The organism is Flavobacterium enshiense, from assembly GCF_022836875.1.
Taxonomy (GTDB): domain Bacteria; phylum Bacteroidota; class Bacteroidia; order Flavobacteriales; family Flavobacteriaceae; genus Flavobacterium; species Flavobacterium enshiense_A.
The window spans coordinates 3,228,740-3,251,289 of sequence record NZ_CP090376.1 but is presented as its reverse complement, the minus strand read 5'-3'; the positions used below and the strand labels follow the sequence as shown (position 1 = coordinate 3,251,289).

General features: G+C 40.6%; 16 protein-coding genes. 8 read left to right on the top strand and 8 right to left on the bottom strand.

What is annotated here, in order from left to right; all coding sequences use genetic code 11:
* Positions 1-190: 190 nt before the first annotated feature.
* Positions 191-601: an acyl-CoA thioesterase gene (locus LZF87_RS14700; protein WP_244340110.1), complete on the top strand. Its 411-nt coding sequence runs from the start codon at positions 191-193 to the stop codon at positions 599-601.
* 22 nt (positions 602-623) lie between these two features.
* Here LZF87_RS14700 and LZF87_RS14695 read toward each other — a convergent pair whose 3' ends face one another.
* The 3 genes from LZF87_RS14695 to ribD are packed head-to-tail and all read right to left on the bottom strand — an operon-like array spanning position 624 to position 2,896.
* The gene (locus LZF87_RS14695) at positions 624-1,232 is read right to left on the bottom strand and encodes an IMPACT family protein (RefSeq protein WP_244340108.1); all 609 of its coding nucleotides are present in this window, start codon (positions 1,230-1,232) and stop codon (positions 624-626) included.
* Between the two features lie 6 nt (positions 1,233-1,238).
* A complete protein-coding gene (locus tag LZF87_RS14690; protein WP_244340107.1) occupies positions 1,239-1,838 on the bottom strand; it encodes an HAD family hydrolase in 600 nt (199 codons plus the stop codon).
* A complete protein-coding gene (ribD, locus tag LZF87_RS14685) occupies positions 1,835-2,896 on the bottom strand; it encodes a bifunctional diaminohydroxyphosphoribosylaminopyrimidine deaminase/5-amino-6-(5-phosphoribosylamino)uracil reductase RibD (RefSeq protein WP_244340106.1) in 1,062 nt (353 codons plus the stop codon). The genes LZF87_RS14690 and ribD overlap by 4 nt, the downstream gene beginning before the upstream one ends.
* A gap of 109 nt (positions 2,897-3,005) precedes the next feature.
* Between ribD and LZF87_RS14680 the strand changes: the two genes are divergently transcribed.
* Genes LZF87_RS14680 through prmC form a run of 3 tightly spaced genes read left to right on the top strand, consistent with a single transcriptional unit; the run spans position 3,006 to position 5,270 of the window.
* Positions 3,006-3,491 (top strand): GNAT family N-acetyltransferase, encoded by a 486-nt coding sequence (locus LZF87_RS14680; protein WP_244340105.1) that lies wholly within the window; start codon positions 3,006-3,008, stop codon positions 3,489-3,491.
* Between the two features lie 14 nt (positions 3,492-3,505).
* Positions 3,506-4,405, top strand: a complete 900-nt coding sequence (locus LZF87_RS14675; protein WP_244340103.1) for a hypothetical protein — start codon at positions 3,506-3,508, stop codon at positions 4,403-4,405.
* A gap of 7 nt (positions 4,406-4,412) precedes the next feature.
* Positions 4,413-5,270 (top strand): peptide chain release factor N(5)-glutamine methyltransferase, encoded by an 858-nt coding sequence (prmC, locus tag LZF87_RS14670; protein ID WP_244343828.1) that lies wholly within the window; start codon positions 4,413-4,415, stop codon positions 5,268-5,270.
* A 66-nt stretch (positions 5,271-5,336) separates the two neighbouring features.
* Here the strand turns inward: prmC and LZF87_RS14665 are convergent, their stop codons facing one another.
* Positions 5,337-6,584, bottom strand: a complete 1,248-nt coding sequence (locus LZF87_RS14665) for an ABC transporter permease (protein WP_244340102.1) — start codon at positions 6,582-6,584, stop codon at positions 5,337-5,339.
* A 325-nt stretch (positions 6,585-6,909) separates the two neighbouring features.
* Between LZF87_RS14665 and hisS the strand changes: the two genes are divergently transcribed.
* On the top strand, positions 6,910-8,280 hold the full coding sequence (gene hisS, locus LZF87_RS14660; protein WP_244340100.1) for a histidine--tRNA ligase: 1,371 nt from the start codon (positions 6,910-6,912) through the stop codon (positions 8,278-8,280).
* Between the two features lie 37 nt (positions 8,281-8,317).
* Here the strand turns inward: hisS and LZF87_RS14655 are convergent, their stop codons facing one another.
* Positions 8,318-8,905 (bottom strand): hypothetical protein, encoded by a 588-nt coding sequence (locus tag LZF87_RS14655; RefSeq protein ID WP_244340098.1) that lies wholly within the window; start codon positions 8,903-8,905, stop codon positions 8,318-8,320.
* Positions 8,906-9,373: 468 nt separating this feature from the next.
* Between LZF87_RS14655 and LZF87_RS14650 the strand changes: the two genes are divergently transcribed.
* From LZF87_RS14650 to LZF87_RS14640, 3 genes are all read left to right on the top strand, one after another.
* Positions 9,374-9,820, top strand: coding sequence for a hypothetical protein (locus LZF87_RS14650; protein ID WP_244340096.1), 447 nt, complete (start codon positions 9,374-9,376; stop codon positions 9,818-9,820).
* Positions 9,817-10,278 (top strand): hypothetical protein, encoded by a 462-nt coding sequence (locus tag LZF87_RS14645; RefSeq protein WP_244340095.1) that lies wholly within the window; start codon positions 9,817-9,819, stop codon positions 10,276-10,278. Before LZF87_RS14650 ends, LZF87_RS14645 begins: the two co-directional genes overlap by 4 nt.
* 186 nt (positions 10,279-10,464) lie before the next feature.
* Positions 10,465-11,079, top strand: coding sequence for a TMEM175 family protein (locus LZF87_RS14640; RefSeq protein WP_244340094.1), 615 nt, complete (start codon positions 10,465-10,467; stop codon positions 11,077-11,079).
* Between the two features lie 122 nt (positions 11,080-11,201).
* On the opposite strand, the gene LZF87_RS14635 is transcribed toward LZF87_RS14640, so the two are convergent.
* The 3 genes from LZF87_RS14635 to LZF87_RS14625 all read right to left on the bottom strand — a co-directional run bounded on the left by LZF87_RS14635 (position 11,202) and on the right by LZF87_RS14625 (position 22,197).
* A complete protein-coding gene (locus LZF87_RS14635) occupies positions 11,202-12,149 on the bottom strand; it encodes a tRNA dihydrouridine synthase (protein ID WP_244340093.1) in 948 nt (315 codons plus the stop codon).
* A gap of 16 nt (positions 12,150-12,165) precedes the next feature.
* Positions 12,166-12,864, bottom strand: a complete 699-nt coding sequence (locus tag LZF87_RS14630; RefSeq protein WP_244340092.1) for a dienelactone hydrolase family protein — start codon at positions 12,862-12,864, stop codon at positions 12,166-12,168.
* A 102-nt stretch (positions 12,865-12,966) separates the two neighbouring features.
* Positions 12,967-22,197: a putative Ig domain-containing protein gene (locus LZF87_RS14625; RefSeq protein WP_244340091.1), complete on the bottom strand. Its 9,231-nt coding sequence runs from the start codon at positions 22,195-22,197 to the stop codon at positions 12,967-12,969.
* Positions 22,198-22,550 lie beyond the last annotated feature (353 nt).

The following is a 22,550-nucleotide window of genomic DNA, read 5'->3' as shown; positions in this document are numbered from 1 at the left end:
ATATTCAGGCATGTTTTTTATAATTATTTGTTGGACAAAAAGTTATTTATTCGTTAACTTTTTTTGATTGGGAAGACAAATATGTGGACAAAATTTTTCAAAAAAAAATCATTTGCATATTGGTTTTAATAAAAAAAAATTGTAAGCCTTTTTTTGATGATATTTAGAGTGAATTAATATAAAAAAGAGTATGAAAATACATCAATTTCAAGTGCGTGTGCGGTATGCAGAAACTGACCAGATGGGGGTAGTATATCACGGAAATTATGCGCAATATTTTGAGATGGGACGCGTGGAATGGCTCAGAAACCTTGGGGTTTCGTATAAATGGATGGAGGAGAACGGGGTTATGCTTCCGGTGGTTTCTCTTTCGATGAACTACAAAAAACCGGCTCGTTATGATGACTTGCTGACAGTCAAGACAATCTTTAAAAAACAGACCTCTGTTAAGATAGAATTTGACTACGAAATTTACAATGAAACGGGTGAGTTATTAACAATTGGAAACTCAGTTTTGGTGTTCGTTGATATGAAAACAGGTCGTCCGGTTTTTCCTCCAAAATACATTACGGAAAGATTGGTTGATTTTGTGGAAAACTAACAAAAAAAAGTGAAATCGTTTTTTATTCTTTTTCAAGAATCTCCACTTCGAATAAATTAGAAAAAATGTCGAAAGTTGTTTCGGCATTTTTTTTACGGGTTGAAATCTCAATTTCGCAGCTCATTTCCATTTTCTGTGAAACGATGTCGAGATTTTTTTCTTTGATGATTCGCATTACCTTGTTCATGTTTTTGTAGTCGAACCTGATAAGGTAGTGGATGTCTATGGTTTTTTCTATGATGGCAGAAACTTCTAACGCCATCTGTGCCGCTGTTTTGTATGCTGAAATTAATCCTCCGACACCTAATTTGACTCCGCCAAAATAACGTACCACAACGACTAATACATTAGTGACTCCAAAAGACTGGATTTGTCCGTAAATAGGCATCCCGGCTGAATTATTGGGTTCTCCGTCATCATTGGCGCGGTATTGGATTTTGGTTGTGCCCAATTGGAAGGCATAACACCAGTGTCGGGCTGAATAATGCTGCTTTTTTAAGTCTTCGATAATGGTTTTGACCTCTTCTTCGGAGCTAACAGGATATGCATACCCAAAAAACTTACTGTTTTTTTCTTTGTAAAGTACTTCTTCTGAAGCAGTGGCGAGAGTTTTGTACGAATCGGTTTCCAAGGGGGGTTACCAGGTTTTATCAAACAAATCCACTACGTCTTCTTGACCTACCTGAAGGTTCCACACATGCAAGCCCAGATTGGCAGCGACTTCAGTGTGGTGTTTATTGTCGTCTACAAAAAGAGTTTTCTTCGGATTTAAATCGTGTCGGTTGATAATGTAATTGAAAACTTCCGGATCTGGTTTTCGTAAGCCTATTTCGTATGAGAAATATACTTTTTCAAAACACTGATAGAATTCGCGGCAAAATGTCATGCCTACTTTATGCTCAAATTTTTCAATATGTGTTTTGTCGGTATTGCTTAACAGGAATAAGCGGTATTTTTTTGATAAACGTTGTAAAAACTCCAAACGGTATAAGGGAAAGTCCAGTAATATGGCATTCCATGCTTCCCGTATTTCGTCAAGCTCTTTATTTGGGATATATCGCTGAAACTCGGTAAAAAATTGGAATTCATCAATTTTTCCTTTTTCGTAACGCTTGTTCAGACTGTCTAAATCTTCATTCCAACATGCTAATCCTATTTTTCGCATATGGTCAAAAGGGGCTTCCTGGCTCAAATTGATAAAGACATTCCCAAAATCAAAAATAATTGTATCGATCATACATTCCTTAAAATTAAAAGTTCGTCATCCAAAACAGTTTGTTTTTTGATTAGGTTTTCTATAAGATTTGGAGCCGATATTCCTTTTTTAAAATTCACATTTCCTTTGAAAACAAGGGCTTCATCCCACAGGTTTGCATCGATAAATGTTTGTAGCGTCTGTCTTCCGCCTTCCACGATTACCGATTGGATTTCATGCCTGAAAAGCACATCAGAAATAGTGGATGCTAAAGAATTATCAAAGGTACAATTTTCGTAAAAAATATTCTCGGAATTCTTGAAATTTTGAGACTCAGTTATGATAATTGTCTTTGTTTTTTCGTCTTTTACAGAATAATCTTTCGAAATTTTTCCGGTTCTGTCCAGAACAATTCGAATAGGATTTTTTCCGCTCCAATCGCGCACATCCAATTTCGGATTGTCATCTAAAACGGTTTGCGTTCCAACCAGAATTGCCTGTTCCTGACTACGCCATTTGTGGACTAACTGTCTGGAATACGGATTGGTAATCCAAATTGGTTTTTTTATGTTTTCATTTTGGATTTGTCGCGAAATTTCGTCCGGAGCAATAAATCCGTCTGCCGTTTCTGCCCATTTCAAGATGATGTAAGGTCTCTTTTTCTGATGAAAAGTGAAAAAGCGTTTGTTCAGTTCGTTGCATTCGTCTTCCAAAACACCGACTTTTACATTTCTTCCTGCTTCAATGAGTTTTTTGATTCCGTTGCCGGCTACTTTCGCAAAAGGGTCAATAGTACCGATAACCACATTCGGAATTTTATTGGCTATGATCAAATCGCAACAAGGAGGTGTTTTTCCAAAATGGCTGCACGGTTCAAGGCTGACATAAATTGTAGCTTTGGATAACAGGGATTTGTCTTTTACTGAATTTACTGCGTTCACTTCGGCATGAGGTTCTCCGGCTTTTCGATGCCATCCTTCGCCGATAATTTTTCCGTCATACACAATCACACTGCCCACCAACGGGTTCGGGTAAGTAGTTCCCAAGCTGTTCTTGGCTAATTCGATGCAGCGTTTTATGTATTTTTCGTCTGTAGTCATTGTTTTGCCTGAAGTTGTGAGGAATTTCGTCGACTAATTTTAAATATCGCTTTTTTTTCGTGAACGTTTACTGTATCTTCACAGTGCAAAAATAAGCTATTTCTTAAGAATGGAAGAAGTCGTAATCAGGGAAATTCAAAGCGCTGATAATGTATCGGTTGCCAAAGTGATTCGGACGGTTTTGGAAGAATTCAAGGTGCCGAAAGTTGGGACTGCCTATGCCGATCCGCAACTGGACAGCATGTTTGAAACATATTCCGAACCAAATTCGGCTTATTTCGTAGTAGAAAAAGGCAGTAAAATTGTCGGATGTGCCGGAATTGCTCCCCTTGCTAATGGTGCTCCCGATGTTTGCGAATTGCAAAAGATGTACTTTCTTCCCGAAACCCGGGGATTGGGAATAGGAGCCAAGATGATGGAAGTCTGCTTAAACAAAGCTAAAAGTTTCGGTTTCGAACAATGTTATCTGGAAACGATGCCGTATATGGAGGCCGCCCAAAAATTATATGTGAAATCAGGATTTAGTTATCTCGATGCACCTATGGGCTGCACTGGGCATTCGTCCTGTCCGGTTTGGATGATTAAACAACTTTAATTAATATTAATATTATGCGCCAAAAAATTGTTTTGTTTTTTTCTTTGTTGCTTCTCGTTTCCTTTACAAGTAAAAGTGAAGACAGCGATTATATTTCTAATTATTACCAGTTGGTATATGAGGCTCAAATAAAATATCTGGAAGGCAAAGATGCTGAAGCTTACAAGTTGTTGAAGCAGGCAGAAAAGAATTGCCCTTTATTGAATCAGCCGACCATAAATGAAACTAATATTCTTGCTGAATTGTCGGTAAAATTTAATAAAAAAAAGGAAGCGGTTCATTATCTCGAAATCCTTATGAAGCAACACGGATATACACTCGATTATTTTGCCAAGGATTCTACTTTTTTACCTTTAAAAAAATGTAGAGAATGGAAGTTGTTAGAACGGGATTCTGAGAAAATGCAAAAAGAATATTTGAGTACAGTTAACTTTGAGTTGCGAAATGAATTGTTCTTAATGAAACAGAATGATCAGCGGGTGAGACAAAAGCCAATTGATTTTGAAGAAATGAAAAGGGTGGATGAAAAAAATGAAAAACGATTTAAAGAAATTGTTCAGCAATACGGTTATCCCACTGAAAGCGTAATTGGGAAATATAGTCTTCCAAACGTACAGAGCTTAGAAGTAGGAGTGCTTGTTTTTCATTTTAACGATATTGAATACTGGAAACCAATTTTTCTGGATTTGATACGTAAAGGCAAAGCTCCTGCAAACATTTACGGAAATATCGTTGACAGCCATTATCGCTCTGCCAATATGTTTGTGTATGGTATTTACAACAATGTGGACAGTACTAATATTTCAGAGTTTGATAAATTGGATGAGAGAAGAACGGCAGTGGGTTTGCGTCCATGGAAACAGGAGAAAAAACTACATGAACTGATAAAGAAAAAATATGGATATGGGTTCTGATCGTGCTATGCTTTTGAAAAACTACAAAGTTGACTTTGAGAGGGAACTTTCAGCGCTCTATGATGAATATGAAATAGACAGTTTTTTCTATATCCTGTTGGAAGATTTTCATCATATGAAACGCGTGGATCTGGCTTTGAATCCGACTTTTGAATTGAGTCCCGAAATGCATCACCAATGGGAAAACGTCGTGTCGCAATTAAAGGAACATCGTCCTATACAATACATTTTAGGTGAAACAGAATTTTTCGGGCTGCCGTTTTATGTCAACGAGAATACGCTTATTCCCAGGCCGGAAACGGAAGAATTGGTCGATTGGATAATTAAAGAAAATTCACAGATTGAAAAAAAAGAAGGTTTAAGGATTTTAGATATCGGTACAGGAACGGGTTGTATCGCTATTTCACTCGCTAAAAATATTCCCGGAGCTCAGGTTTTTGCTATGGATATTTCCGAAAAAGCATTGGCTACGGCCCAAAGAAATGCCGAAAGAAATGAAGTGGCTATTACTTTTATACATCAGAGTATTTTGGAAACGGATGATTTGCAGCAAACGTTTGACATCATTGTTTCGAATCCGCCCTATGTCAGAAATCTGGAAAAAGTGGAAATTAAGAAAAACGTCCTGGATTTCGAACCGCATTTGGCATTGTTCGTAGAAGATAATGATGCGTTGGTTTTTTACCGAAAAATTACAGAACTGGCCATGCAGAATTTATCCGAAAACGGGCAACTGTACTTCGAAATCAATCAGTATCTCGGAAAAGAAATGGTATGGCTGCTTGAAAAATACAGTTTTAAAAATATCGAATTGCGAAAAGATATTTACGATAATGACAGGATGGTGAGAGGAGTTTTTAGATAGTAGTTTACAGTCGCAGTCACAGTATTCAGGAAACTAAGAAACTGCATACTGCAAACTTCGACTCATTTACTCATAGCGTAATGCTTCCACAGGATCCAATTTCGAAGCCTTAATAGCAGGATATAATCCGGAAACAATAGCTACAATGAAAGTTGTGATGAACGCTGCCATAATCGCCATCCACGGAATAACAAAGTTAAAATCGATGGCTTTGGCAATTCCGAAGCCAATTCCGATTCCCAGAATGATTCCCAGGATTCCGCCCATTTGTCCGATTACTAATGTTTCGGTGAAAAACTGCCATGCAATTGTACTTCTTTTGGCACCAAGTGATTTTCGAACACCAATTTCACGGGTTCTTTCCGTAACCGAAACCAGCATAATGTTCATCAAAGCAATCGAAGAACCAAATACTGTAATAATCCCGATAACCCAGGCACTGACGCGGAGTACTTCAGTGTTGGAAAGTAAACGCTGAATCAAATCGTCACTGCGTTCCACACCAAAATTGTTTTCCTGGACCGGACTAAGTTTTCTTATTTTTCGCATCGAAATAGTGGCGTTGTCAGAAGCCATAGCCAGGGTTTCTTTTTTGCTTACCATCACGTTAATATCGTAATTGATATTGGGAGCCGAAAACAGGGAACGTGCCACTTGAATTGGAATCAAAACCCTCAAGTCCTGATTGTTTCCAAAAGTGGAGCCTTTTTCTTTCAGTACGCCTATCACTTTAAATTTGGCTCCGCGGACCGATATCGTTTTGTCAATCGGATTCATGTCTTTAAAAAGTCCCTTTTCAAAATCGGAACCTAAAATGCAGACATAATTATTATTGGAAATATCAAAACCGGTAAAATTTCTTCCTTTTGTAGCTTCCAGTCCTTTGTTGGGGAGGAAATTTTGGTCGACACCCAGAACTGAAATTTCCGGATCGGTCTTTTCGGCTTCATGTTTTACTTCGGCGCTTGATGTTGCCGTGAAGGAAAGTGAAGTGGTTGTAAACGGGAAAGTGTATTTGTCCTGAAAAGCTTTCGCCTGCGGATAACTGATGATCGGATTGATTTTCTGTTCCGCATTGTTTCGGTTCACCCTTTCTGAAAAATCATATTGGTTTATGGAAAACGTATTGGCTCCCATCGAGGCAAAATCCTTCATGATGGTGTTCTCCAATGCCGAAACCACAGTCAGGATTCCCACCAAAGCGGTGATACCAATGGCAATAATCATAACCGTTAAAATGGTGCGCAAAAGCTGACTTCTAATCGCACCTAATGCAATTCTCGTATTTTCCTTAAAAAGACCAATTCCTATCATAGTGCTAATTTGTCATAAAAATAAGCTGTTTGTTACAAGTTTCCCGAAACAGATTTATGAAATTCTTCAAAAAGTAAGATATTTGCAAAGTCTTTGGAGCGAAACGGCAGTTTCTTATCCGGAAACTATGTTCCTGCTGTCCGTTACTCCCGATGAAAAATCGGGATCCACTTCCATCAGGGCTAAAAGAGAAACTATTGGAATTGTTTGTAATCTAAGAAAGCTTATCATTCTAAAATGTCTGATAATCTAAAATTCTAAGATGTCTAAATAATCTAACAATCCAATAAGTCTAATAATCTAACAATCTAAGAAGTCTAAAAAAATGGCTCAAAAACCTAGCATACCAAAAGGAACCCGCGATTTTTCGCCTGCAGAAGTAGCGAAACGCAATTATATCTTTTCCATCATCAAGTCGAATTTTGAAAAGTTCGGCTATCAGCCTATTGAAACCCCGACTTTCGAAAACTCCGAAACCTTAATGGGGAAATATGGTGAAGAAGGCGACCGGTTAATCTTCAAGATTTTAAATTCGGGAGATTATCTGGCAAAAGCTAATGAGACATTTTTGGCGGAGAAAAACAGTTTGAAACTGACCGCGCAAATCTCGGAAAAGGCATTGCGCTACGATCTGACAGTTCCTTTTGCACGTTACGTGGTACAACACCAGAACGAAATCGAATTCCCATTCAAGCGTTACCAGATCCAACCGGTTTGGAGAGCAGACCGACCGCAAAAAGGACGTTTCAGAGAATTCTATCAGTGTGATGCCGATGTGGTAGGCTCGACCTCATTATGGCAAGAAGTCGAGTTGGTACAATTGTACGACAGTGTATTTTCGACTTTAGGATTGGAAGGCGTAACCATCAAAATCAACAACAGAAAAATCCTTTCGGGAATTGCTGAGGTTATTGGCGCTTCGGATAAGCTAATCGACTTCACGGTAGCATTAGACAAATTAGACAAGATTGGTGAAGACGGCGTGAAAAAAGAAATGCTGGAAAAAGGTATTTCAGAAGCGGCTTTGGAAAAAGTACAACCGTTATTTAATTTCACAGGAACCATTTCTGAGAAAATAGAAAAACTTTCCGCATTGCTTTCTTCTTCAGCAGAAGGTATGAAAGGAGTAGAGGAGTTGCAGTTTATCTGCGATAGTATTATTGCTTTAGGTCTGGACAAATCCGAATTGGATTTGGATGTAACCTTAGCACGCGGACTGAATTATTACACGGGAGCGATTTTTGAAGTCAGCGCACCAAAAGGGGTAGCAATGGGTTCCATCGGTGGTGGTGGGCGTTATGACGACTTAACCGGTATCTTCGGATTGAAAAATATGAGTGGTGTAGGCATCTCGTTTGGTCTGGACCGAATCTATCTGGTTTTGGAAGAATTGAATCTATTCCCGGAAACGGTTACTTCCACATCGAAAGCCTTGTTCTTAAACTTAGGCCATGAGGAGGCTTTGTATTCGATGAAAGCTATTGCACAATTGCGAAGAGAAGGTATCAAAGTGGAAATGTATCCTGACAATGCTAAAATCGGAAAACAATTCCAGCATGCAGATAAACGCGGAATCCCTTTTGCCGTGATAGTAGGGGGTGATGAAATCGCGAATAATCAATACACATTAAAAGATTTAACGTCGGGCGAACAGAAAAAAGTAAGTCTGGACGAATTAAAAGAACTACTTAAGTAAAATAAAAAAGGCTGTCGGAAACGACAGCCTTTTTTATTTAAAATTTATATCCGATTCTGGCATGAATATACATCGTAACGTCCGAATTGTTGCTGTTCTTGGCGTCGGCTTTTTCAAATTCCGTTCGGTAGCCGATACCGCCGCCTAATTCGTAGTCGAAATGGCTTCCTAAATTACGTTTCATACCCCAAGTTGGGACAATATTTAGTTCTGGAACAAAATTATATCCGCCATCATTACCTATTGTGAAACTGTCAGGGTAATAGGATGAGCGTAGTGAGAAATAATTACCGCTGTTTTTGCTGATGTTCTTCCTATTTCTGCTTCTTTTGTTCAAGTTGTAATAGAAGCGGGGCTCTAAAGTGATCTCGGGAGTTAAAAAGGTGTAGGAATCATTCGAATCTTCTTTTGTAACAGTAGCGAATTGAAGTCCGAGTTCAGATCTTAAAGCGAATTTATCCGAAAGTTTCAGTTCGTTGTAAACCCATAATCCAATAAGACCGGTTTGAATACCAAAAATTGATTTTTCTACACTCGCATTGGTGTTTTCGATTTTCGTCTCAGTTGTTTGGGAGAAAGAATGTAATGAAAGGCTTAAAAGTAAGATTGTTGTGATTTTTTTCATTGTATGCTGTTTTTAAAGGCGCAAAAATAACTTTTATTGTAGTATTTACGCTTCTTTTGTTGTTTTTTATTTACAATTTCAATTGTGAATAGTATAGTATTCCGATGAGGTAGGGAATCATGGCAGATATGCAAAAAATTATAATCGTTCTTTCCGGTATCTCGGTGTTCACTTGTGTCTTTTTTTTTAAACACAAGAAATGTGTCTTTTTTTTAGAAAATATTTTTTTTGACACAACTATGAAAAAAAAATAAAAATGGTCTACATAAGAAGGTACTTCATTTTTCTTAGCGTTATACAACGAATAAAAATGACCTTTAACTGCTTAATTCATCGCCTTTTCTTACATTTTGTAAATTAGTATGTTATATGCTTTATTTTAGAGCTGTTGATGTGTAAATGGTTTTGTCAAAGATGAAATTCGTAATGCTATAAGTTTATCAGTTAGCAGAAATTAAATCATACTATATGAGCATTCAAAAACCAAACGAAGAAAGCCGCGTTACCGGTTATTTAAAAGTAGCTCCTGCTGTACTGACAACTGTAGGGGTATTAGTAGGTGCTCTCCAGTATAATAGTAATTATGACAAAGAAATTCGTAAAAACACTTATAATACAACATTCGATATTTACCAGGAATTTACCGAAAAATGTGCTGTCCTGTCCCATTATGAAAAGGATAGTGTAACTACAGAATCGTTTAATAGAGACTACAAGGATTTTGAAAAGATTTACTTCGGGAAGTTTTTATTAGTCCAGGATTCTACCGTTAGTGACCAGGCTCAAAAATATTATGACCTTGTCAATAATTTTAAACAGAAAGGCTCTTCCACTTCCAATTCAGATCTTGAAGATGGTCTCCTAAATTTAATTTCCGCTTCAAGAAATTCTTTAAATAAAATAATAGAAAAATGAAAAAACTAAACTTATTCATCGCTCTATTTTTCCTGATACATACAAACGTATGTACCCTTCAGGCTCAGGAGGCAAAATTAGTGATTCTGAAGAATGGCACTCCGATAAATCAGAATGATATGTCGGTCAAAATATCAGATGTCATTACGGTACAAATTTCAAATGAAAACCCATCGCTAAAATATAAAATCAGCAATTTAAGTCTGGAGATCAGGACAGCTAAATCGGAGCAAATCAAGAACGTCCAAAAAGCGCCACGTTATCAGAAAAAAATTACCCTGAAAAACGACAAGTTTGAGGTCAGCCCTAAAATTAAAATTACTATTCAGAAATATGCCAGCAGTGATGTAACCCGATTCATTGTAAAATTAATTCTCGTTGAGGAAGAAAAAAACGGAATTAAGAAAGGAGTTGACTGGATCACTTATGGTAAAGAATATGAGTTTTGGTATAAGTAACTTCTGCTGACAGCTGTTCTTAAGCGTGCAGGGTTTTAGGGTTACAGTTAAACTTCTTTTCGCATATTCAACGTAGTGATAAAACAAAATATGAGGAGTTGCTGTTTTGAACCGCTTTTAAAATTATGATTTTATATGTTAATGAGTTGATGGCAAGCTTTTTTCGAAATTCAAATTTCAATTAACATGTCTATAGAAACAGATTTAGATACAAAACGGATACAAGCATTGACAGATGGGGTTTTTGCGATAGCTATGACAATTATTATTTTGGAGGTCAAAATTCCAACTGAGTTGAACTCTATTGCCCTTAACAATTATTTTTTTGAACACACATTTCAAGAGCTGCTTATCTACTTTATAGGTTTTGTTACGCTGGGGATTCTTTGGATTGGCTCTCATTTTCATCACCATCACTTAATGAAAACTGACAGGATTAGCAGTTGGCTAAATATTATATTTCTAATGTTCATTTGTATAATACCGTTTTCAATTGGATTTCTTAATAATTACAGCCATGATAAATTGAGCATCATTTTTCTCAGTATCAACCTAATTCTTTCAAGTGCTGCAAACTACCTAATGCTATGGTATGCGTGGAAAAAGACATATATTAAGCCTCACTTTACCCTGAGCCATTTCACACATGCAAAGCACAGAATTTTATTTCCAATTTACATTTACGTGGTTATAATTCTTATTTCATTCTTTTCAACCTCCTTTGTGCTCTATTTATTTTTAATTCCTTTCACATTACATATCATACCCGAAAAAGGGAACAAACGAATTGGTCAATCATAAATCAAGTACTTTTGCCAGCCGCTAACAACGGTTTCGAACAAACAGGGCTTTAAGTTTTATCTTAAAGCCCTTTTTGTATATTTAATAATGATAGAAAAAACCAGAGGAGCGTCATCCATTATTTATTTCTCCGATTTAAAAATCTCCTTAACCACTTCTTCGTAATGTTTTTGGTTTCCTGCTTTCTTTATCTTTTTTAATGTCTTTTGCGGATTGGAAAACGATTCTGAAAAGTACTCCCAAAAGCCCAGCATTTTCATTTTAATTGGGGTTGGTCCCTGCAGATAAGCATCATAATCACGGTAAATTGTGTCGTGGAATTCTTCAAAAATTTCAAATCGGTTTTCCGGGTATTCGGTCGTGTCGTTTTTAATCATGCTCGGTAAAAACGGGTCGGCAATCAACCCACGGCCAATCATGAAATGATCAATCGAAGGAAAGCGTTCCTGAAGGCTTCTGAATGCTTCCACCGAAGTGATGTCTCCATTGTAATACAACTTATGTTTGGAAACATCAAGGCATCTTTGAAACGAATCCAAATCGACGCCGCCCTTGTACAATTGCTTCCCGATTCGGGCGTGGATAGCGATGTTTTTTATCGGAAATTCTTCCAATATCGGAAACACATCTAAAATTTCGGAAGAGGTTTCATAGCCCATGCGCATTTTCATCGAAACGATAATATCCGTTTCAGAATGAGCGCGATCTAAAATCTGACGGATACGTTCGGTATTGCTGATCAAACCAGAACCCATTCCTGATTTGGCAACCATAGGATAGGGGCAGCCTAAATTCCAGTTAAGTTCATTGTAGCCCATTTGCTTAACATACTTTGCCACAAACAGAAACTCTTCGGCATCGTTGGTGATAATCTGAGGAATAACCTGCAGCGTACTGTTGTTTTCTGGAAGAATATCACGTTCATAAGAACCTTTTACAACCAGTTTTCCATTCAGTTTTATATAAGGGGAATAAAATGTATCAATACCTCCAAAATACTTATGAAAGGCGTTTCTGAATCGGAAATCGGTAAATCCCTGTAGGGGAGAAGATAGTAAAGTGGTATTCATTCGTTTGAAGAGAGATTTATAATTCGCTTTCGGTTTTTGCTTTCTTTTGCTTTAACAACCAATCATACAAAGCATCTTGGTGAAAGAAACGTTCCACATTTCCGTGATTCCCGCCAGGGATGATAGTGAAGGTAACATCGGCATCGGGTTTACATTTTTTAATAGCATCTACTATTTTTTTCGATTCCGACATACGAACGATATAATCTTTATCACCATGCTGAATCCATAGTGGAACAGTAGCCAGTCTGCAGGCATCGTTTACATTCCCACCTCCGCAAATAGCTACGGCAGCGGTGATTTTATCGGCATGTTTTCCGGCGAAATGCAAAGTTCCGTATGAGCCAAGACTCATTCCGCACACATAAACGCGGGATAAATCGGTATTGTAATTTTTCTGGACATATTCTAAAAGTTGCAGTACCTTGTCAGGATTCCACGGACCGGAAGCTAACTGAGGCGCTAAGACTATGGCCGGAATATTTCGTCCTTTTTCTATAGCACTCAAAACTCCGTAACGCTTCACCCGATTAATATTTGTTCCGGAAAGGCTTTTCCCGTGAAGGAAAATAAGGACCGGTTGTTTCTCGATTTTTTCGGCTTCTGGCACCTGAATCCAAAACGGATAGTCGGTTTTTCCTATGATTGTTTTCAACTGCGCAATAGCTGTCTGTAATGTAAAAAATGTCAGAACAAATAAAAAACGAAATTTCATGGATTTAATCTTTTTGGGGCTGCAAAGGTACCTTTTTTGTTTCAAATGCTTTTTGAAACGGATGTTAAATAAAAAAGCCCCGAAAATTGGGGCTTCTTATTTTTATCTGATGATCACTTTTTTGCTGAGTGAACCATAGGAAGTTTTTAGCTTCACAATGTATGTTCCGGTGCGAATGTGATCTACCGGAATTTTGATGTTTCGCTGATCTTCATCGGCTACGTCCCATTTTGTAATCGATTGACCAAGAATGTTATACAATTCGATAACTTCTACTCTAGTATCCATTAAATTATTTTTGATATTCAGAATGTGGTTCGAATCGGTGAAAACCATAATCCCGTTAGTTGCATCCATTTCATCAGTGCTCAGAGTTTCAGCTGTAAAGCGTAATGTGAATCGATCTGGGTATTCTCCTATTGGGAATTCAGCGACAAAATTCTCATTTTTAATATCGTGATATAATCCTGTTACGCTATCAAACAGATAGATTTCTGTTGAAGTCGGAATGTTCTCCAATTCATCAATTTTGATTTTCGTTGTACCGGCAGTCGAAACTTTAATGCCAAGAGGAATAACCTGATCAAGGTTAAAATCACTGACAGCCTGGATCACAAATTTTCCATCGCCTAGATTCCAATACATATCATCAGGATTTACATCTATCATCGGTGCATCATATCCTATGTCGAACAGGTTCGTGGCCTGAGGATCGGCACCCACCAAAAGCTGGCGGTGTAGCCCGGAAGGAGCTTCAAAACTCAATCTGATTTTTTGTCGGTTATCAATATTGGAACCCACAGTCTGGTTTTCGTTTCTGATGAAAATGGAGTTTGAAGATGATTCTGTTACAAATTTGCGTTGGCTGTTTTTAAAACGGATTGTTCCTCCGGTAATCGCTCCGGTAACTCCACCCACCCCGGCAATACTGGTGTCTACGAAAAATCCTTGGGCAACAGGAATGTATTGTGTTGGTATTTTTGAACCCGATGCCATATTGTTATTAATCATCGGATCTTCTGAAAAAGCTTTAACGCCTCCCGTTAAATTATAGACCGCATAACCTCCCACATACTCAGCCAAATAATGGGTTGTTGAGCTAAAATGATCCCAAAAATATAAGGCTCCATTGAATGCATTAGTGCTTGCCCTGCCAATGCCTGAAATGTTGTCGAGTATGAATTCATTGGCATCCATAGCAGAGGGATAAGGGTTTCCGATCAGATAATTCTGATTCGGGGCAATGGTCAGGTTGATATTTCCGTTGTTCGGTTTTCCGGCAAAAACGTAGTTCTGATAATTGGTCACAGGTTCTAAGCCTGTTACTCCTTTCATGATAAATCCTTCACCAACCTTAACGCTTCCTGTGCTCTCGATGAGTTGCCAGGACCAGTAACTTGTACTGATCTGGGTATATTTGTACAGCCAGCGATTACTTATTTTAATCGGACTTGTAAGCGGGCCATCCGAAAAGTCGTATCCCCATCCAAAATTTATGGGATTCTGACTGAAAGGGCTGGCGGTAGCATTGGTCCCGTCTTTTAAGACACCGCCTATAGTATAGTTTAAATTATCTGTACTAACCGGCGATGACCATTGATTATAGTGATAGCTGCTTTTTGTACCCTGCTGATCACGTAAAAGGACACCTGTTCCACCGGCAGGATTTGCTGTTGTTCCGTTTTGAATTAGTTGTGCTTCACCGGTTAATCGTAAATCACCATTGGTTAAAACAAGGTTATTGGCAACGGTTAATTCAAATGCATCGGCTACATTTATCCCTTTTGCTCCGTTTGTACAGTTTACCGTTAAATTGTAAAAAGCCTCATTTGTTTTTATGCCGGAATTAATTAAGTGAACCTGACTTGCAGTATCTCCATTAAAGGTTACGGTTCCGGTTCCGGGGATAAAACTTCCGCTGTTCTTCCAGTCTTTTTTAACATGTAAATTGGAATTGGCAGTCATTGAGATTGATGCATTGGTGTTAATGATTACATCTCTGGCCGAAGCAATGGCGTTAGGGTTATAGGGCGGGGAGGTATATGGACTTGTTAACGGATCAATTATCGGCATTCTTCCTCCCGTTGTGATTGTTGGGATAATGGCATCTACAGTTGCTGAAGGTAAACCGCCAGCCCAGTTTTTACAATCAAACCAGTCTGTGCTTACTAATCCTGTCCATAGTCCCGCAGTTCCGTTTATAACAGTAATCTTTGCAGAACCGGTTATGTCGGATGACTTTGCAGTACATTTCGAGTCGCTAAGAGCTGTAATCATGTAAGTGGTCGTCACAGTATTGTTTGGAATTGCAAATGTATATGGATTTGCGGTTATACCAGTTATAGTTGTTGGGGTTGGTGAACCGTTGTTATAGGTTATATTCCATGGTCCTGTTCCGGTAAAGTTGACTGTAAGATTTGCGGAATCTCCACTACAAACAAGCTGATCTGTGCCTAAAACTGCAGTAGGTCTTTCATTAACAGTAACTGTCGCAGATCCGTTGATATCGGATGGCTTGGCAGTACAGTTTGCGTCATCCAGTGCTGTAACAGTACATGTTTTAGGACTAGTCACATTATTAACAGCAAAAACATATGGATTTGTTGAGGTGTCTACCGTAACCGAGGATGTTCCGTTAAAATAGGTCAAATGCCACGGAGCTGCTCCGGTTAGTGCAATACTAAACGTGGTGTTATCTCCCTTACATACAGTATGGTTCTGACTGATTACCGCTGTTGGTCTCTGTTTAACTGTTACGGTTACATAGGCAGTTCCGGTCGTTCCAAAACTGTTACAGTTATTCAAATATGAAGTTACCGCATAAGTTGTAGTTACTGTGGGACTAACAGGCATAGAGGTACTGGAACTATATGCTACTCCTGTTGCAGTATCTACCCATTGTGTACTGAAATTCACCGGAGCGTCCGGAATAGCAATGTTGTCTATAGCCCAAGAACTGCCATTTGGATTTCCAGAAACAGTATCTAAGCCATGGAAATAAAAACGAATTTTTAGATTCCCTTGCCCTAAGTAAGCATTTAAGTCGATAGTCACAGAATTAGCAGCAGCCGTAAAAGGGTCGGTTGGAGTAAGGCTTCCCTGGTAAGTCTGTATAGTGGTGTACGTGCTACCGCCATCGATTGAAATTTGGATTTCTCCTCTTGCGCCGGCTAAAAAATTATAAGCATGTTTAAAGGTGAGCGTAGCGTTTGTTAGACCAAAAGTGTTGAAAACCGGAGTATACATATAAGAAGGTGTTCCTTCTCCATGTGCTATGGCAAATTTTCCGTCTGAAGTATAATCGACTCCGGAATAGGTTTTTCCATTTGTCGAGCTTAGTTGCCATTGTCCCGGAACACTATTACTGCCTCCGGAACTTAAACAATTGTTACAGGTGTCAACTTGCCATCCCGGTGGGTTTGCAACACTGAAAGCGCCTCCAGTCGCCAATGTACTGCTTGTTGCATAGGAACTCGTTGAAGATAAGACTGAAGAACCGCCTGAACAAATTGTTGCAGGTGTAGCTATCACGGGTGATGGTTTTAAGTTTGGAATAACATTAATCATACTGCCCATTGAATATGTGGAACATCCACTGGCATTTCGTACAACAGCTCTGAAATACGTATTTTGAGTTATATTGTTATATGTATTTGTGGCATTTGTATTTGGAATGTCAACCCACAATGTTCCGGCAGTGTTGGAATATTGCCATTTAACGACCGTTCCAACATGTCCTAATAAGTAAAGCGTTCCGGATGCTGTGAAACATTTCGGTTCTGGATTGGTTATACTGGAATTTGACTCAGATACTGATCCTCCAACCGGGTTGATATCTATTATTACAGTGGTAGTTGCGTTTACTGGTGAACAACCGCCGCTGGCTGGGGTAGAATAAGTAACGGTATAAGTTCCTACTGTACTGGTGCTCGGAATAATTGTTCCTGTCAGGGAATTGATTGATAATCCAGCCGGCGAGGCAGAATAGGTTCCTCCGGTGTATGCTCCGGTTCCGTTTAAAGTAACATTTTGACCCACTGAGACAGATGGACAAAATTGCGATCCGGCATAAGTTATTGTTGCTGTCGGCACATCTGTAATCGTAATGTTTGTGGTAACGTTCACTGAGGCACATCCACCACTGGCAGGGATCTTATAGGTTATGGTGTATGTTCCTGCTGTGCTGCTGCTTGGTGTTATGGCGCCGGAGGTAGAATCAATGGTTAATCCTGCTGACGAAGCGCTATAAGTTCCTCCGGTATAGGCTCCCGTACCACTTAAAGTTACACTTTGAGCAGTGGTCAATGATTTACAAAACGACGTTCCTGCATAACTGATTATTGCGGTTGGAACGGCAGTAATTGCTACGCTTGTGGTAACGGCTACAGCTGCACAACCACCGCTGGCAGGCGTAGTATAGGTTACGGTATAGGTTCCGGCGGTACTGGTATTTGGCGTAATAGCACCGCTGGCAGAATCAATGACTAATCCTCCTGGAGAGGCGGTATAGATTCCTCCTGTATAAGCTCCCGTTCCGGTTCGGGTTACATTTTGAACAGTACTCAATGATCTACAAAATGGTAATCCGGCATAAGTTATTGTTGCTGTAGGCACATCCGTAATCGCAATGTTTGTGGTAACGTTCACTGAGGCACATCCACCACTGGCAGGGATCTTATAGGTTATGGTGTAGGTTCCTGCTGTGCTGCTGCTTGGTGTTATGGCACCGGAGGTTGAATCAATGGTTAGTCCTGTTGAGGAAGTAGTATAGGTTCCTCCGGTATAGGCTGCGGTACCACTTAAAGTCACACTTTGAGCAGTGGTCAATGATTTACAAAACGCCGTTCCCGAATAACTGATTGTTGCTGTTGGAGCTGTTGTGATGGTGACGTTAGTGGTAACGGCTACAGCTGCACACCCCCCGCTGGAAGGCGTAGTATAAGTTACGGTATAGGTTCCTCCCGTACTTGTACTTGGGGTAATAGCCCCAGTAGCAGAATCAATTGTTAATCCTGTCGCTGAAGCGGTATAGGTTCCTCCTGTATAGGCTCCCGTACCGGTCAATGATACAGCTCTGGTTCCTGTTATAGATGTGCAAAATGGCGTTCCGGCATAACTGATATTCGCGGTCGGAACAGCTGTGATGGTAACGCTTGTAGTTGCCGATACAACTGAACAACCACCGCTTGCAGGAACGTTGTATGTTACGGTATAGGTTCCTGGCGTACTACCGCTTGGTGTAATATCTCCTGTAGAGGCGTCAATACTTAATCCTGCAGGAGCACTAAAGGTTCCTCCGGTATAGGCAGCGGTACCAATTAAAGATACGCTTTGAATGGTTGCCAATGATATACAAAACGGCGTTCCCGCATAACTGATTGTAGCGGTCGGAGCGGTTGTGATGGTAACGCTTGTGGTAACGGCTACGGCTGCACAACCGCCGCTGGCAGGTGTCGTATAGGTTACGGTATAGGTCCCGGCAGTACTGGTATTTGGGGTAATAGAGCCAGTGGCAGAATCAATGGTTAATCCTGTTGACGAAGCGGTATAGGTTCCTCCTGTATAGGCTCCCGTACCGGTCAATGATACAGCTCTGGTTCCTGCTATAGATGTACAAAATGGCGTTCCCGCATAATTGATTGTTGCGGTCGGAACAGCTGTAATGGTAACGCTTGTGGTTGCCGATACAACTGCACATCCACCACTGGCAGGTATGGTGTAAGTAACCATATATGTTCCGGGCGTACTAGTGCTTGGTGTAATATCTCCTGTAGAGGCGTCAATGCTTAATCCTGCAGGAGCACTAAAGGTTCCTCCGGTATAGGCAGCGGTACCAATTAAAGATACGCTTTGAATGGTTGCCAATGATATACAAAACGCCGTTCCCGCATAACTGATTGTTGCGGTCGGAGCTGTTGTGATGGTAACGCTTGTGGTAACGGCTTCAGCAGCACACCCCCCGCTGGCAGGCGTAGTGTAAGTTACTGTATAAGTTCCGGCAGTACTACTGCTCGGTGTAATAGCACCAGTGGCAGAATCCATAGTTAATCCTGTTGACGAAGCAGTATAGGTTCCTCCTGTATAGGCTCCCGTACCGGTCAATGATACAACTTTGGGACCTACTATAGATGTACAAAATGGCGTTCCGGCATAACTGATATTCGCGGTCGGAACAGCTGTGATGGTAACGCTTGTAGTTGCCGATACAACTGAACAACCACCGCTTGCAGGAACGTTGTATGTTACGGTATAGGTTCCTGGCGTACTACCGCTTGGTGTAATATCTCCTGTAGAGGCGTCAATGCTTAATCCTGCAGGAGCGCTAAAGGTTCCTCCTGTATAGGCAGCGGTACCAATTAAAGATACGCTTTGAATGGTTGCCAATGATTTACAAAACGGCGTTCCCGCATAACTGATTGTTGCGGTCGGAGCTGTTGTGATGGTAACGCTTGCGGTAACGGCTACGGCTGCACAACCGCCGCTGGCAGGTGTCGTATAGGTTACGGTATAGGTCCCGGCGGTACTGGTATTTGGCGTAATTGCACCAGTGGCAGAATCAATGGCTAATCCTCCAGGAGAGGCGGTATAGGTCCCTCCGGTATAGGCTCCCGAACCGGTTCGGGTTACGCTTTGGGGAGTTGCTAATGATGTGCAAAACGGTGTTCCGGCATAATTGATATTCGCGGTCGGAACAGCTGTAATGGTAACACTTGTGGTTGCCGATACAACTGAACAACCACCGCTTGCAGGAACGTTGTATGTTACGGTATAGGTTCCGGGCGTACTAGTGCTTGGTGTAATATCTCCTGTAGAGGCGTCAATGCTTAATCCTGCAGGAGCACTAAAGGTTCCTCCGGTATAGGCAGCGGTACCAATTAAAGATACGCTTTGAATGGTTGCCAATGATATACAAAACGCCGTTCCCGCATAACTGATTGTTGCGGTCGGAGCTGTTGTGATGGTAACGCTTGTGGTAACGGCTTCAGCAGCACACCCCCCGCTGGCAGGCGTAGTGTAAGTTACTGTATAAGTTCCGGCAGTACTACTGCTCGGTGTAATAGCACCAGTGGCAGAATCCATAGTTAATCCTGTTGACGAAGCAGTATAGGTTCCTCCTGTATAGGCTCCCGTACCGGTCAATGATACAACTTTGGTGCCTACTATAGATGTACAAAATGGCGTTCCGGTATAACTGATATTCGCGGTCGGAACAGCTGTAATCGTAACGCTTGTGGTTATTGGTGTAATAGCACAACCACCACCGGCAGGTATGTTATAGGTTACGGTATAGGTTCCTGGCGTACTAGTGCTTGGTGTAATATCTCCTGTAGAGGAGTCAATACTTAATCCTACCGGAGCACTAAAGGTTCCTCCGGTATAGGCTGGGGAACCACTTAAAGTTACACTTTTAACTGTGCCCAGCGTTATACAAAAAGGGTTTCCCGCATAACTGATTGTTGCCGTCGGAATAGCCGTGATTGTTACACTTGTGGTAGCGGTTACAGCTGCACAATTACCACTGGCAGGTGTGGTATAGGTTACGGTATAGGTTCCCGCCGTACTGGCGCTTGGTGTGATAGCACCGGTGGAGGGGTGGATACTTAGTCCTGTCGGAGCACTAAATGTCCCTAGGGTATAGGCTCCCGTACCTGTTAAAGTCACGCTTTGGGGAGCTGCCAATGATGTACAAAATGGCGTTCCGTTGTAGTTGATTGATGCGGTCGGCACGGCTGTGATGGTAACGCTTGTAGTTACTTGTTTAGTGGCACAACCACCACTGGCTGGTATGGTATAGGTAACGGTGTATGTTCCGGGCGTACTAGTGCTTGGAGTAATGTCTCCGGTAATGGAGTCAATGGTTAATTGTGCCGGAGCGCTAAACGTTCCACCGGTATAGGCTCCCGCACCGGTCAATGAAACAACTCTGGTTCCTACTATAGATGTACAAAATGGTGTTCCTGCATAATTGATTGTTGCGGTTACTTCTGTTATGGTAACGCTTGTGGTAACGGCTACAGCTGCACAATTACCACTGGCAGGTGTGGTATAGGTTACGGTATAGGTTCCCGCCGTACTGGCGCTTGGTGTGATAGTACCGGTGGAGGGGTGGATACTTAGCCCTAACGGAGCACTAAATGTACCACCTGTATAGGCTCCTGCACCTGTTAAAGTCACGCTTTGGGGAGCTGCCAATGATGTACAAAATGGCGTTCCGTTGTAGCTGATTGATGCGGTCGGCATGGCTATGATGGTAACGCTTGTAGTTACTTGTTTAGTGGCACAACCACCACTGGCTGGGATAGTGTAGGTTACGGTATAGGTTCCGGGAGTACTAGTGCTTGGAGTAATGTCTCCGGTAGAGGTATTAATACTTAGTCCTGCAGGGGCACTAAACGTTCCTCCTGTACCGGTCAATGTCACAGCTCTGGTTCCTACTATAGATGTGCAAAATGGCGTTCCGGTATAATTGATTGAAGCAGTTGGTTCTGCTGTTATGGTAACACTAGTGGTATTGGCCACTGCAGCACAACCACCACTGGCAGGTATGGTATAGGTTACGGTATACGTTCCCGCCGAGCTAGTACTTGGTGTGATGGCACCAGTAGAGCTATTAATGTTTAATCCTGACGGCGAAGCTGAATAGGTTCCTCCTCCTGTACCGCTTCGGGTTACACTTTGAGCAGTTGCCAATGATTTACAAAATGGAGAGCCTGCATAATTAATCGTGGCTGTCGGTAATGGGGTCACGGTAATGGTTTCGAGGGAGGTGGTAACTGTGCCATCTGCGTTTGTAGCAGTGACGGTAAAACCGAATGTACCGGCCACCGTTGGGGTTCCGCTGATAGTGTACACTCCTGCATCATAGTTTCCGTTAACGCCTGCCGGCAGGCCTGAAGCGGAAACCCCTGTGGTTGTGACATTGGTTATGTTATAGACGATGTTGGTTATGGCTAAATTAGCACAACCTGTTTGAGTCGCATTGGCCGATGTCAAGGTTATCTTCGGAGCGGGGCCGACAGTCATAGTGCTTACGTCGGTTATACCCGAAGGAGAAGATGGGGCATAATTAGCCAATTTGTTATATGTAGTGGTACGAGGAGATACAATAAAATCTAAATTGTCACCACTTCCGATTTTAGATGTCCCAATCTTTGTTATTCCTTGTCTAAGGTGATAAGATACTCCTTTCTTGATTGAAGATAAGGTTGTGGTCGCATTGTTTCCAATACAAATAGTCGGATAAGATACTGTTTTTGTTTTGGTGTAATTTAGTCCCCAACAAAAGTTTGATAACAGGAGTAGTAGAAATAGGTAAGAGTAGTTTTTTATCATTGCCACATAATTTAATTAACTAAATACTGTTTTTACTATTTAGTCAATCCTGAAAACCCTCTTGATGTATAGGCTATATAAGGACTTTTGTTTAATATTGGTTTAATTCAGAATAAAACCAGCTCTTTTTGTCGGGCAATAAAAATATTTGCCAAATAAAATACATTTGGACAATAGATTTTTAAGCAGTCCTTACCACCTTATTGTCAATTTTGTTTTTGGATTAACTCATTTAAAACTAGCTAATTCAAATTTGATAACAGAAAAGATGTAAGAGTTTTCGATGAGTTGGTTTTAACTTCCGATGAAATGCTCTTTTTTTAAATTATTTTGTTATTCAGTTCAAATTTTTT